10 protein-coding genes are annotated in these 13,171 nt (G+C 65.9%); 6 read left to right on the top strand and 4 right to left on the bottom strand.

Translation table 11 applies throughout. The annotated features are described in order from the left end of the window. The first annotated feature begins 48 nt into the window (after positions 1 to 48). Together ACFOHJ_RS21375 and ACFOHJ_RS21370 are read left to right on the top strand one after the other, a co-directional pair. A complete protein-coding gene (locus ACFOHJ_RS21375) occupies positions 49 to 1,071 on the top strand; it encodes a LacI family DNA-binding transcriptional regulator (protein ID WP_378224730.1) in 1,023 nt (340 codons plus the stop codon). A gap of 26 nt (positions 1,072 to 1,097) precedes the next feature. Then, positions 1,098 to 2,093 (top strand): 2-hydroxyacid dehydrogenase, encoded by a 996-nt coding sequence (locus ACFOHJ_RS21370; RefSeq protein WP_378224531.1) that lies wholly within the window; start codon positions 1,098 to 1,100, stop codon positions 2,091 to 2,093. 6 nt (positions 2,094 to 2,099) lie between these two features. On the opposite strand, the gene ACFOHJ_RS21365 is transcribed toward ACFOHJ_RS21370, so the two are convergent. Continuing rightward, complete coding sequence (locus ACFOHJ_RS21365; protein WP_378224529.1) at positions 2,100 to 2,873, bottom strand: gamma-glutamyl-gamma-aminobutyrate hydrolase family protein; 774 nt, start codon at positions 2,871 to 2,873, stop codon at positions 2,100 to 2,102. 235 nt (positions 2,874 to 3,108) lie between these two features. Here ACFOHJ_RS21365 and ACFOHJ_RS21360 point away from each other — a divergent pair, with 235 nt between their 5' ends. Beyond that, positions 3,109 to 4,218: a TRAP transporter substrate-binding protein gene (locus ACFOHJ_RS21360; protein WP_378224528.1), complete on the top strand. Its 1,110-nt coding sequence runs from the start codon at positions 3,109 to 3,111 to the stop codon at positions 4,216 to 4,218. 122 nt (positions 4,219 to 4,340) lie between these two features. Here the strand turns inward: ACFOHJ_RS21360 and ACFOHJ_RS21355 are convergent, their stop codons facing one another. The 3 genes from ACFOHJ_RS21355 to ACFOHJ_RS21345 all read right to left on the bottom strand — a co-directional run bounded on the left by ACFOHJ_RS21355 (position 4,341) and on the right by ACFOHJ_RS21345 (position 7,812). Next, positions 4,341 to 6,122: a TRAP transporter large permease gene (locus ACFOHJ_RS21355; RefSeq protein ID WP_378224727.1), complete on the bottom strand. Its 1,782-nt coding sequence runs from the start codon at positions 6,120 to 6,122 to the stop codon at positions 4,341 to 4,343. Beyond that, positions 6,122 to 6,706, bottom strand: coding sequence for a TRAP transporter small permease subunit (locus tag ACFOHJ_RS21350; RefSeq protein ID WP_378224725.1), 585 nt, complete (start codon positions 6,704 to 6,706; stop codon positions 6,122 to 6,124). Before ACFOHJ_RS21350 ends, ACFOHJ_RS21355 begins: the two co-directional genes overlap by 1 nt. Before the next feature lie 203 nt (positions 6,707 to 6,909). Then, on the bottom strand, positions 6,910 to 7,812 hold the full coding sequence (locus ACFOHJ_RS21345; protein WP_378224526.1) for a branched-chain amino acid ABC transporter permease: 903 nt from the start codon (positions 7,810 to 7,812) through the stop codon (positions 6,910 to 6,912). Positions 7,813 to 7,907: 95 nt separating this feature from the next. Between ACFOHJ_RS21345 and ACFOHJ_RS21340 the strand changes: the two genes are divergently transcribed. The 3 genes from ACFOHJ_RS21340 (at position 7,908) to ACFOHJ_RS21330 (ending at position 13,052) form a co-directional block, all read left to right on the top strand. Continuing rightward, a complete protein-coding gene (locus tag ACFOHJ_RS21340; RefSeq protein ID WP_378224523.1) occupies positions 7,908 to 8,516 on the top strand; it encodes a CGNR zinc finger domain-containing protein in 609 nt (202 codons plus the stop codon). A gap of 223 nt (positions 8,517 to 8,739) precedes the next feature. Further along, complete coding sequence (locus tag ACFOHJ_RS21335; protein WP_378224521.1) at positions 8,740 to 9,279, top strand: hypothetical protein; 540 nt, start codon at positions 8,740 to 8,742, stop codon at positions 9,277 to 9,279. 293 nt (positions 9,280 to 9,572) lie between these two features. Beyond that, on the top strand, positions 9,573 to 13,052 hold the full coding sequence (locus tag ACFOHJ_RS21330; protein WP_378224518.1) for an indolepyruvate ferredoxin oxidoreductase family protein: 3,480 nt from the start codon (positions 9,573 to 9,575) through the stop codon (positions 13,050 to 13,052). Positions 13,053 to 13,171: the final 119 nt, after the last annotated feature.

Here is a 13,171-nt window from a genome sequence, read left to right as displayed (position 1 = left end):
GATTTAAACTGTTTAAACAGTCGAATGGTTTAAATCGGGGGCGTCGCTCTGGCACAGAAGATCAAGCTTTCGACCATCGCCGATGCGCTCGGCGTATCGACGGCCACGGTTTCGCTGGCCTTGCGCGACAGTCCGCTTGTCGCCGGCTCGACACGCGATCGCATCAAGGAACACGCCCGCGCCATCGGCTATATCTACAACCGCCGCGCCGCCTCGCTGCGCACGTCCCGTTCCGGCATCGTCGGCGTCGTCGTGCACGACATCATGAACCCGTTCTATGCCGAGATATTGCGCTCGATCGAGAGCGAGCTCGACCGCAGCCGCCAGACCTTCCTGCTGTCCAACCACTACGACCAGCTGGAAAAGCAGCGCACCTTCATCGACACGCTTCTGCAACTCGGCGCCGATGGCGTCATCATGTCGCCGGCCATCGGCACGCCGGCCTCCGACATCCTGACGGCGGAGGAAAATGGCCTGCCGGCGGTGCTGATCGCCCGCGATGTCGAGGAGGCGCATGTGCCGGTGTTCCGCGGCGACGACGCCTATGGCACGGCGCTCGCCACCAACCACCTGATTTCGCTCGGCCACAAGCGCATCGTCATGATCGGCGGCACCGAGCAGACCTCGACCGGCCACGACCGCTACCAGGGCTATGTCAACGCCATGGAAGCGGCGGGGCTGGAGGTCAAGCCTTCGTGGCGCATCGCCGGGCCGCGCACCAAGCAGGCAGGCTTCGAGGCGGCGAGCCAGTTCCTGGCGCTGAAGGACAAGCCGACCGCCGCCTGCTGCTGGAACGACCTCGTCGCCATCGGCCTGATGAACGGCATCGCCCGCGCCGGCCTCGTGCCGGGGGTCGACGTTTCGGTGACCGGCTACGACGATCTCGAGGAAGCCTCGATCGCCACGCCGGCGCTCACCACCGTCTGGAACGGCCAGCGCGAGGTCGGCCGCCGTGCCGCCAGCGCGCTTCTCGACAAGCTGAACGGCCAGACGGTGCGCCGGCCGCAGGAACTGATCAAGCCGGAACTGCATGTGCGCCAATCGACCGGCAGGCCCGTCGAGCGCCAGTAAAGACGGGTGCCAGCAATAAAGAGACCATGCCCATGACTGCCGACCTTCGCTCCGTTACCGTGCTGGTACCGGGAAAGCTGCATCCGCATGCGGTCGAGCGCATCGGCCGGACTTTCAGGATGGTCTGCATCGACCAGAGCGATCCGGCGCTCGTTACCGCCGAACTGCGCGACAAGGTGCGCGGCATCGCCGCTTCGCCGGCCGTCGACAAGTCGTTTCTTGGCGCGGATTTCATGCACGCGCTGCCTAATCTCGAAATCATAACCAATTTCGGGGTCGGCTATGACGGCGTCGATGCCGTCTATGCCGGAAGGAGCGGCATCGTCGTCACCAACACGCCGGACGTGCTGACCGAGGAGGTCGCGGACACCGCCGTCGGCCTGCTGATCTCCACCGTCCGCGAGCTTCCGCGCGCCGAGGCATGGCTGCGCGAGGGCAAGTGGGTGAGCAAGGGCAATTACCGCCAGTCGCCGCTGACGCTGCGCGGCCGCACCGTCGGCATCTTCGGCCTCGGCCGGATAGGCCTCGCCATTGCGCGCCGGCTGGAGGCGTTCGGCCTCGCCATCGCGTATCACAACCGCCGCCCGGTCGAGGGCGTGGCCTATGCCTATCATGCGACGCTGAAGGGGCTGGCGCAGGCGGTCGACACCCTGATCTGCGTCGTTCCCGGCGGGGCCTCGACGGAAAAGGCCATCGATGCCGAGGTACTCGCGGCGCTCGGGAAAGAGGGCGTGCTGATCAATATCGGGCGCGGCACCACGGTCGACGACGACGCGCTGGTCGCTGCCTTGCACGGCGGCGTCATCGCGGCCGCGGGCCTCGATGTCTTCGCCGAGGAGCCGAACATTCCGCCGATACTGCTCGACGCGCCCAACATGGTGCTGTTGCCGCATATCGCCTCGGCCTCGGTCCATACCCGAAAAGCCATGGCCGACCTGTGCGTGGACAATCTGGTGTCGTGGTTTTCCCAAGGGAAGGCGCTGACGCCGGTTCCCGAGACGCGGCACGTCAAGGCGAAGTAGGCTTGCCTACTCCGCAGCCGTGCGCGCTGCCATCCGGGCGGCGGCGTGCTGGTGCACGGCTTCGCCGAAAGCGCGGAAAATCTTCTGCGAGGCGCTGTCGGACCTCGCCCAGTATTCGGGATGCCACTGGACGCCGACGGCGAAGGCGCGCGAGCCCTTGACCGAAATCGCTTCCACCGTGCCGTCCTCGGCCACCGCCTCGACCTGAAGCTTCGGCCCCAGCCGGTCGACGCCCTGCCGGTGCACCGAGTTCACCATGATCTCGCCGGCTCCGAACACGCCGGCCAGGCAGCTTCCGGGCTCGATGGTCACGCTCTGGCGGATGGCGAAGCGTTCGTCCTGGTTGTCGCTGACCGGCGCGCGGTGGTCGAGCGAGCCTTCCCGTTCCTGGATCTCGGTGCCGAGCGTGCCGCCGAGCGCGACGTTCATCTCCTGGATGCCGCGGCAGATGGCGAGCAGCGGCACGCCGCGCTCGATGGCGCGGCGGATGAGCGGCAGCGTCGTGGAGTCGCGCGCTTCGTCATAGGGGCCGTTCTTCTCGCTGGCGTCGCCGCCGTAGAGCGAGGGGTGCACGTTCGACTTCGAGCCGGTCAGCATGACGCCGTCGACGCGCCCCAGCAGTTCGTCGAGGTCGAGCCGGTCGCCGAAGGAGGGCACCAGCACCGGAAACACCCCGGCGGCCGAGATCGCGGCTTCCAGATATTGCTGCGGCGCGGCGTGCCAGGTGTAGTTCTCGAACTGCTTTACGTCGGTCGAGACGGCGACAAGGGGCTGGGCCATGCGGATACCTGAATCGGGAAGCGTTTGTGCGGCTAAAATAGGCGATCCACTGTGTCATTGCCATGGCAAGTTTCGCCGGCTCCGGCTGCGACGAAACCCTGCTTGCTTTAGCGCTGCCGCGCTGGACTCGGCACCTTCGCCGTGATTTGTTTTGCCGGGGCTTTCCGCCGGGTCGCGCTGCGATCCAGCTTACGGCGGGCAAGCCTGCTTGTTTATGGATTCCGGGAGGACTTTTATGGATCGTCGTTCATTCATCAGGAAGGCCGGCGCGACCGGCGCCGGCGCTGCGGCCGCCGCTGCGGCGCTGGCGACACCCGCCATCGCGCAATCCAATCCCAAGGTCACCTGGCGGCTGACCTCGTCCTTCCCGAAGTCGCTCGACACCGTCTATGGCGGCGCCGAAGTCATGTCGAAGATGGTTTCGGAAGCAACCGACGGCAATTTCCAGATCCAGGTCTTTGCCGGCGGCGAACTCGTGCCCGGCCTGCAGGCCGCCGACGCGGCCAGCGCCGGTACGGTCGAGGTGGCGCATACCGTGGGATATTATTACTGGGGCAAGGACCCCACCTGGGCACTGGCTTCCGACGTTCCGTTCTCGCTCAACGCGCGCGGCCGCAATGCCTGGCATTACCATGGCGGCGGCATCGACCTCTACAACGAGTTTCTGGCCAAGCAGGGCCTGTTCGGCCTGCCCGGCGGCAATACCGGCACCCAGATGGGCGGCTGGTTCCGCAAGGAAATCAACACGCTGGACGACCTCAAGGGCCTCAAGATGCGCATCGCCGGCTTTGCCGGGCGGGTGATGGAGAAACTGGGTGCCGTGCCGCAGCAGCTTGCCGGCAGCGATGTCTACCCGGCGCTGGAGAAAGGCACCATCGACGCCGCCGAATGGGTCGGCCCCTACGACGACGAAAAGCTCGGCTTCCAGAAGGTCGCGCCGTTCTATTACTACGCCGGCTGGTGGGAAGGCGGCCCGACCGTCCACTTCATGTTCAACAAGGAGAAGTACGAAGGGCTGTCGCCGGCCTACAAGGCCTTGCTGCACACCGCCTGCCGCGCGGCGGACGCCGACATGCTGCAGAAATACGACTATGTGAACCCGCCGGCGATGCGCTCGCTGGTCGCCAACGGCGCCCAGCTTCGGCCCTTCAACCAGGAAATCCTGTCGGCCTGCTTCGACGCCGCCAACGAGATCTACGCCGAGGTGACGGCCTCCAACGCCGACTTCAAGAAGATCTGGGAATCGATCGCCGCCTTCCGCAAGGATCATTATCTGTGGCAGCAGGTCGCCGAATATAATTTCGACACCTTCATGATGATCCAGCAGCGCGCCGGCAAGCTGTAGGATAGGGGGCCAAGCGCTCGTTTATTTGCGGGCGAGATACCCCACCCCTCCTGAAGCGCCGAGCCAAATCCCCCTCCCCCTGTGGGGAGGGGTCAGGGGTGGGGGTGCCGCGCGTGTAAATCTCAATTGAAATTCGGCGGCTGCGACAGGTCCGGGGTCGCCGGGGCGGCGGGCTTGGCCGGGGCGCCGAAGTTGGGTGGCGTGGAAAGGTCGGGCGTGCCGGGAGCAGGCGCGGCGGGGGCCTGCTTGTCCGTTGCCGGCTGCTTGATGCCCAGCGGCTCCAGTGTCAGGCCGGGCAGGTCGGGCATCTTGATGTCGACGCTGTTCGGGTCGACGACCTTGCCCTTGTAGTGGGTGACCATGCCGGGCAGCATGATGGTGAGCGCCACCATCAAGATCTGGATGCCGACGAACGGCACCGCTCCCCAATAAATCTGTCCGGTCGTCACCGGCTCGATGCGCTTGCCGGTGATGCGGTCGAGATAGGGCACGCGCGCCGCCACCGAGCGCAGGTAGAAAAGTGCGAAGCCGAAGGGCGGATGCATGAAGCTGGTCTGCATGTTGATGCCGAGGAGCACGCCGAACCAGATGAGGTCGATGCCCAGCTTTTCGGCCGCCGGTGCCAGCAGCGGCACGATGATGAAGGCCAGCTCGAAGAAATCGAGGAAGAAGGCGAGGAAGAAGACGAGCAGGTTGACGACGATGAGGAAGCCGACCTCGCCGCCCGGCAGCGACACCAGCAGGTGCTCGACCCACAGATGGCCGTTGACGCCGTAGAAGGTCAGCGAGAACACCCGCGCGCCGATCAGGATGAACATCACGAAGGCCGACAGCCGCGTGGTGGAATGCAGCGCCTGCCGCACGAGGTCGAACGACAGCCGCTTCTTGATCGCCGCCATGACGAGCGCGCCCACCGCGCCCATCGCACCGCCCTCGGTCGGGGTGGCGATGCCGAGGAAGATGGTGCCGAGCACGAGGAAGATCAGCGCCAGCGGCGGGATCAGCACGATCACCACCTGCTGCGCCAGCCGCGACATGGCGTTGATGTTGAAGGCCTTGTCGGCGAGCGCGACCAGATAGATGAAGATGATGCCGGCGGCCGCCCCGAGGATTTCGGCGTTGGTGCCGTGCTCCGGCTCGAGATAGCGGTAGGCGGCGTAGCCGGCCAGCACGGTGGCGGCAAGGGCTGCGATCAGCGACAGCACGCCGTGGCCGAGCGTGCGCGCTTCCTTGGGCAGCGCCGGCACCATTTTCGGCCGCACGATCGAGACGATCAGGACGTAGCTCATATAGAGCCCGGTGAGCACGAGGCCGGGGATCAGCGCGCCCTTGTACATGTCGCCGACCGAGCGGCCCAACTGGTCGGCCAGTACGATGAGGACGAGCGAGGGCGGGATGATCTGCGCCAGCGTGCCCGAGGCGGCGATGACGCCGGAGGCGAGCCGCCGGTCGTAGCCGTAGCGCAGCATGATCGGCAGCGAGATCAGCCCCATGGCGATGACCGAGGCGGCAACCACGCCGGTGGTGGCGGCAAGCAGCGCGCCGACGATGATGACGGCATAGGCAAGCCCGCCGCGGATCGGCCCGAACAGCTGGCCGATGGTGTCGAGCAGGTCCTCGGCCATGCCGGAGCGCTCCAGCACGATGCCCATGAAGGTGAAGAAGGGAATCGCCAGAAGCGTCTCGTTGGCCATGACGCCGCCGTAGAAACGGTCGGGAAGCGCGGTCAGCAGCGGCCAGGAAAGATTGATCGTGCCGCTGGAATAGGGTGCGAGTTCGACGCCGATGAAGAAGAACAGGAGGCCGTTGGCGGCGAGCGCGAAGGCGACGGGATAGCCGATCAGCATGAACACGATCAGCGAGCAGAACATGATCGGAGCCATGTTCTGGGCGATGAGTTCCATCATCCGCGCACCTCGTCGGCCAGTGCTTCGGCCTCGAGCTTGGCCTGTTCATGGGCAGAGACGAACGGGTTGGGGTCGTCCATATGGCCGCGCATCACGGCGATCTTCTTGATGATCTCGGAGACGCCCTGCAGGGCAAGCAGGAGAAAGCCGGCCAGAAGCAACGCCTTGGCGGGCCAGATGATGAGGCCGCCGGCATTGGTCGACATCTCGCCGCTTCTCACCGAGCGGCTGACATAGGGCACCAGGTAGACGCTCATCAGCACCGCGAACGGCATCAGGAAGAAGATGTGGCCGAAAAGGTCGATCCAGTGCTGCACGCGCCGAGAGAACAGGCCGTAGACGATGTCGATGCGGATATGCTCGTTCTGCTTCAGCGTATAGGCGGCGGCCAGCAGGAAAGCGCCGCCGTAGAGATACCATTGCAGTTCCAGCCAGGCGTTCGAGGACATGTCGAAGGCCTTGCGGATGATGGCGTTGCCGGCGCTGACGAGGATGGAAACGAGGATCAGCCACGACACCCAATTGCCGACGAACGCGTTCAGCCGGTCGATGGCGCCGGCGAGCCGCATCAGCAGCGTCATGTGCGGGTCGAGGACCATCGCGGCGACGATGAACAGGGCAATGGCGGTGAGGGTAAGCAAGACGGGTGACGTGTAAAGGGCGATGAATAAGCCCATCCGGTTCCTCCCTTTCGGGTGGCGCACGGCTTTTCGATTTTTCTCCGGCGCGCCTTGTCGAGCGGTATGCCGTGCGCGCAAGGTCAGGTCAACTGAGCAGCGGCGTTTCAGGGAACCTTGGCGTCGCGGCCGGGCGCCGTCAGCACCAGCATGGCGACCAGCAGGAAATACATCCACGCATCGCGCCATTCGATCGGGAAATAGCCGGCCCACAGCGACTCGCCCATGCCGAAGGCGGCGGCGCCGAGGGCGGCGCGCAGCGGTGACAGGAAGCCGCCGACGGCGGTGACGAACAGGATTTTCAGTCCGTAGGTCAGTCCTTCGCCGAACCCGATATTGCCGTAATAGAGCCCGGCCATGATGCCGGCCAGCGCCGCACACAGCGCACCGCCCAGCACGGCGGCATGGAAGATGCCGCCGGGGTCGACGCCGCAAAGGGCGGCGGTCAACGGATCGTCGCAGACGGCGCGCCATTTGCGGCCGAAGCCCGAGCGTGCCAGCAGCCACCCCGCCAGCGCCACCACCGCCACGACGACGGCGCAGTCGATGAGCTGGATCGCCGTCAGCGTTGCCCTGAAGGCTTTGTCTTCGGCGAAGACCACCGGCTGCGCCAGCATCGGCGGCAGCCAGAAGTCGTGCGTGTCGGCGGCGAGGCGCGAAAGCTCCATCAGCGCGATCAGCACGCCGAGCGTGGCGGCGACGATGGTGTTGGGCGAGCGCCCGGCAAGCGGCTGGAATACGCGGCGTGACAATACGAGGCCGAGCAGCATCGCATAGGCGATCGCCGCCGCGATGCCGAGCGCGATCGCGGCCGGCAGCGTCAGCCACAGGGTATTGTAGCCCCAGACGGCGGTCAGGATCATCGTATGGCCGCAAAAGGCGAAGACCGCGCCATAGGCGAGGTTGATGCGGCGCAGCACCCCGTTGGTGAGCGCATAGCCGAAGGCGAGCAGCGCGTAGAGCGCCCCCGAATGCAGCCCGTTGAGAACCTGCTGGAGGAAATAGAGCATCCGCCGCGCCTGGCCCTTGAAGACGGTCGATGATGCATAGGTTGCCTATGCTAATATAACTTGTCAAACGCAATATACCGGTTAGATTTAGAGGGATGACGGTTTCCTGGATATCCCATCGCTTCGCCGGCGGCCTGCTGGCGCTCGATACGGCGAACACGGTCGTGCTGCGCATCGATCCGCAAAGGACTTTCGACCGCTTCGACGATGCTGCCGAGATCGCGCGCTTCGCCGAAGCCGCCGGCAATTTTCGCGCGGCCGAGCTTGGCGGCCGGCGGCTGGACGCTAGCGAGCCGGAAAGGATTGCTCCGGTGGTGCTTTCGATCCGCGAGGCGGTCGACCGCCTGTGCAGGAACGCCGCGCGCGACGGCGGGATCGATACCGGCGAGCTGCCGCCCTTGCTCGCGGCCTGCGCGGCGGGTCTGGCGGGCACGAGGGAAACCATCGGACCGGCGGCAGCGCCTTTCGGCGATCCGGCCACGCCCATCGCCTTCGAGGCGGCCTTGGCCGTTTCCGCCCTGTCGCTGCTGGCACCGGGGATGCTGGAGCGGCTGAAGATCTGTCCGAACTGCGGCTGGCTGTTTCTCGACAGGAGCCGCAATTCGAGCCGCCTGTGGTGCGACATGACGGTCTGCGGCAACCGGCGCAAGGCGAGCCGCCACTATCACCGCCGCCGGGCGCAAAGGGAGATGGACGATGCCTAGCTTTGCCATATTTTCAGTGCCGGATCGGCAGGGTAGGCGCCCCGCCGCGCCCCCCTCTGGCCTGCCGACCGTCTCCTCTCTTGAGAGACGGGGCAGTCGCCTTTGGAAATCCCCTTTCCTGGTGGGCTCCACACCCCCACTCCTAACCCCTCCCCACGAGGGGGAGGGGAATTCGCAGAGGTGCCCGCCAGGTCCCCCTCTCCCTCGTGGGGAGGGGTTAGGAGTGGGGGTAGCGGAGGAGCGCACACGCCCGCCGGGCTGGATATTTCTCCTGCTCGTCGTCGCACTGGCGCTCGGCGCCTGCCGCGACACCGGCAAGGAGGCGCTGTTCGAGATCACCGGCCGGCTGGTCGTGTTCAACTACCGCGAGGCCATGCTCACCTATGTCGTGACGCTGAAGCCGCTGAAGCCGATCGAGGCGGGGCAGGTGGCGGTCACGACCATGGACAACCCCGCCGGGGGCGAGTCGCTGGTGTTCACGCAGAAACTGTTTCCCGGCCATACCAAGGTGACGATCGAGAGCCCGCCGCTGGAATGCGTGGTCAAGGAGCGCCCCTACAAGGTGGCGATTCGCATCCAGGGGGCGGACGGCAAGCTGTTGCAGGATATCGAAACCACGATGGTTTCGGCGCAGGATGAGGACATGCTGCCCGACCGGCCGCTGGTCGTCGGCTCCGGCTACCAGCCCAATCCCGAGCTCGAGGGCCACCGGGACGGCAGGCTTCCGGGCGGGCGCGGCGTCTCCTGCCCGGCGTCGGGCTGACGGGAGCGGTTATCGGAGCAATCGCACAGGTCGCGACGGACCCCCACTCACCCTCGAAGGGGTAGAGGAAAGGGCGTCGCGCTTGTGGCAAGCGTTTCCTCTCCCCCGTCGAACGGGGGAGAGGTGGCTCGGCGAAGCCGAGACGGAGTGGGGTCGAGCCTCACAGGCCTCGGGCCGGGGCCATCCTGCCGTCTCGATTTTGTTTGACCAGTCCGGTATGGAGGGCAAGACTGAAAGCCGGATTTCGACGCGAGCCGTGATTCACCCCTCCGGTCTTCGCAGGAAAATGCCTGATGACGTTGCATGAAGTCGCGCTCGACGACAAATTCGACCTCGCCAAGGAGCGCGTCTTTCTTTCCGGCGCGCAGGCGGTGGTGCGCATGCTGCTCATGCAGCGCGAGCGCGACCGGCAGGCGGGGCTTGCCACCGCCGGCTTCGTTTCCGGCTATCGCGGTTCGCCGCTCGGCGGGCTCGACCTGCAGCTGTGGAAGGCGAAGGGCCACCTCGCCGGTTCCGACATCGTCTTTCAGCCCGGCCTGAACGAGGAACTCGCCGCCACCGCCTGCTGGGGCTCGCAACAGGCAGAGGTGCTCGGCGAGGGCAAATATGACGGCGTCTTTTCGCTCTGGTACGGCAAGGGTCCGGGCGTCGACCGCTCCGGCGACGTCTTCCGTCACGCCAATCTCGCCGGCTCGTCGAAGCATGGCGGCGTGCTGGCGCTCATGGGCGACGACCACATGGCCGAATCGTCCACCAACGCGCACGCCACCGAGTTCGCCTTCGTCGACGCCATGGTGCCGATCCTCAACCCGGCCGGTGTGCAGGAAATCATCGACTACGGCCTCTACGGCTTCGCGCTGTCGCGCTTTGCCGGCACCTGGGCCGCGATCAAATGCGTCAAGGACAATATCGAATCGACGGCCTCGGTCGATGCCTCGCTTGATCGGCTCGGCATCGTCCTGCCCGATTTCGAGATACCGCCGGGCGGCCTCAACATCCGCAACGAGATCGATTTCCTCGGCCAGGAAGAGCGGCTGCACGAATACAAGCGCGCCGCCGTCAGCGCCTTCATCCACGCCAACGGCCTGAACCGGCTGGTCTACAGGGGCGGCAGCAACCCGCGCATCGGCATCATCACCGTCGGCAAGAGCTATCTCGACGTGCGCCAGGCGCTGGACGATCTCGGCATCGACGAGGTGGAAGCGGCCCGGCTCGGCGTCAGCCTGTTCAAGGTCGGCTGCCCCTGGCCGCTCGACTACCAGCACATCGCCGATTTCGCGCGCGGTCTCGAAACCGTGGTCGTGGTGGAGGAAAAGCGCTCGCTGATCGAGGTGCAGCTGCGCGAAAACCTCTATGGAACGTCCATCCAGCCGAAGATCGTCGGCAAGAGGGACGAGCGCGGCGACTGGCTGTTCCCGGCCAAGGGCGCGCTCGACCCCAACGATATCGCCATTGCGCTGGGCGAGCGCATCCTGAAAACCATCGGCCATTCGGAGGCGATCGCCGCCCGCGTCGCCAATCTGCGGCAGTTCCAGGCCATGCTCGCCGACACCGTCGATGTCGGCTCGCGCACGCCCTTCTTCTGTTCCGGTTGCCCGCACAATTCATCGACCAAGGTGCCGGAAGGTTCGGTCGCCGCCGCCGGCATCGGCTGCCACTTCATGGCGTTGTGGATGGACCGCTCGACCATCGGCTTCACCGCCATGGGCGGGGAGGGGGCGCAGTGGGTCGGCCAGGCGCCGTTCTCGAAGCGCGACCACATTTTCCAGAATCTCGGCGACGGCACCTATAACCATTCCGGCGTGCTCGCCATCCGCTTCGCGCTGGCGAGCAGCGCCAACATGACCTTCAAGATACTCTATAACGATGCCGTGGCCATGACCGGCGGCCAGCCGCATGAAGGCGGGCTGACGGTCGACATGATCGCGCGACAGGTGCGCGCCGAAGGCGTCGAGCGTATCGCCGTCGTCACCGACGATCCGGACAAATATGCCGGGCGGGTCACCTTCCCGGAGCATGTCAGCATCCATCACCGCGAGGAACTGGACCGCGTGCAGCGCGAACTGCGCGGGGTCAAGGGCGTGTCGGTGCTGCTCTACGACCAGACCTGCGCTGCCGAAAAGCGCCGCCGCCGCAAGCGCGGCGCCTATCCCGACCCGGACAAGCGCGTCTTCATCAACGAACTGGTCTGCGAGGGCTGCGGCGACTGCGGCGTGAAATCGAACTGCGTTTCCGTGCAGCCGGTGGAAACCGAATTCGGCCGCAAGCGGCGCATCGACCAGTCCTCCTGCAACAAGGACTTTTCCTGCGTCGACGGCTTCTGCCCGTCCTTCGTTACCGCGCATGGCGCAAAGACGCGCAAGGCCGGCGGGATCGCCGGCAACGTCGACCCGCTGGAGGGCGTGAGCGAGCCCGCGCCGTTCCTGCTCGGGCGCGACGGCTGGTCGGCCATCATCGACGGGGTCGGCGGCACCGGCGTCGTCACCGTCGGCGCCATCCTCGGCATGGCGGCGCATCTGGAGGGCAAGGGCTGCGGCATGATCGACATGGCCGGGCTCGCCCAGAAGGGCGGCTCGGTGTTCACCCATGTCCGCATCGCCGTTTCGCCGCAGGACATCCATGCCATCCGCGTATCGGCCGGCAAGGCCGATCTCGTGCTGGGCTGCGACCTGGTGGTGTCGGGCGCGAAGAAGGTGCTGGCGGCGGTCCGCGAGAACCACACGCTGTTCCTGGTCAACACCGCCGAGATCATGCCGGGCGAATTTACCCGGCAGGCGGATTTCTCGCTGCCGGTCGAGCGGCTGAAGAAGGCGATCCGCGCCGCCGCCGGCGACGGCAAGGCGCATTTCTTCGATGCCAGCCGCACCGCCACCGCCCTGTTCGGCGATTCGCTCGGCGCCAACATGTTCCTGCTCGGCTTCGCCTTCCAGCATGGCGGCCTGCCGTTGTCGGCAGAAGCCATCGAAAAGGCGATCGGACTCAACGGCCAGGCGGTCGCCATGAACGTCGCGGCCTTCCGTTGGGGCCGGCGCGCTGCGCAGGAGCCCGGTTTCGTGCGCGACCTGGCGAACAAGTCCGGCGGCGTCTCCCAAGGCGCGAAGCCTGCCGAGACGCTGGACGAGCGGATCGCCCGCCGCGTGGCCTTCCTCACCGCCTACCAGAACGCCGCTTACGGCAGGCGCTACGCCGACCGCATCGCGGCCCTTCGCGCCGACGAGGATCGCGCGGTTCCCGGTTCGACCGTGGTTACGGCGCTCGCTGTGGATAACCTGTTCAAGCTGATGGCCGTCAAGGACGAGTACGAGGTGGCACGGCTATATACGGACGGCTCCTTCGCCCGCCAGGTGTCGGAACAGTTCCAGAGCTATGAGCGGCTCGAATTCCATCTCGCGCCGCCGATCCTCGGGCGCCGCGACAGCGAAGGAAAGCCAAGGAAATCCAGCTTCGGCCCGTGGATGATGAAGGCGTTTCGCGTGCTCGCCGCCCTCAAGGGATTGCGTGGGACACCGCTCGATCTGTTCGGCTATAGCGCCGAGCGGCGGCTGGAGAGGAAGCTGCTGGCGCAGTACGAAGGCGACCTCGACCTCATCGCCGAACGGCTTGCGCCCGCCACGGTCGAGGCGGCGGCAGGGCTCGCCGCGGTACCGCAGATCATTCGCGGCTACGGCCATGTGAAGCTCGCCGCCATCGAAAAAGCCGCGCCCGAGCGCGAAAGGCTGATCGCCCGGCTGGCGGGCGAACCGGCTTTACCGAATCTTCAGGCTGCGGAGTAAAAAGATACTGCTTGTTTAGCCGGGCCGTGAATTCGTCCCGTTTACAAGAGTTTCCTGCAAGTTCTTGCACGAATTCGGCAAGGTTCTAAGCCTTTCTTAAGGCGAATAGGCCACATTCG

It is taken from the genome of Aquamicrobium soli, from assembly GCF_042646345.1.
Classification (GTDB): domain Bacteria; phylum Pseudomonadota; class Alphaproteobacteria; order Rhizobiales; family Rhizobiaceae; genus Mesorhizobium; species Mesorhizobium soli_A.
The sequence above is the reverse complement of the archived record's forward strand: the minus strand, read 5'-3'. Positions and strand labels throughout refer to the sequence as shown.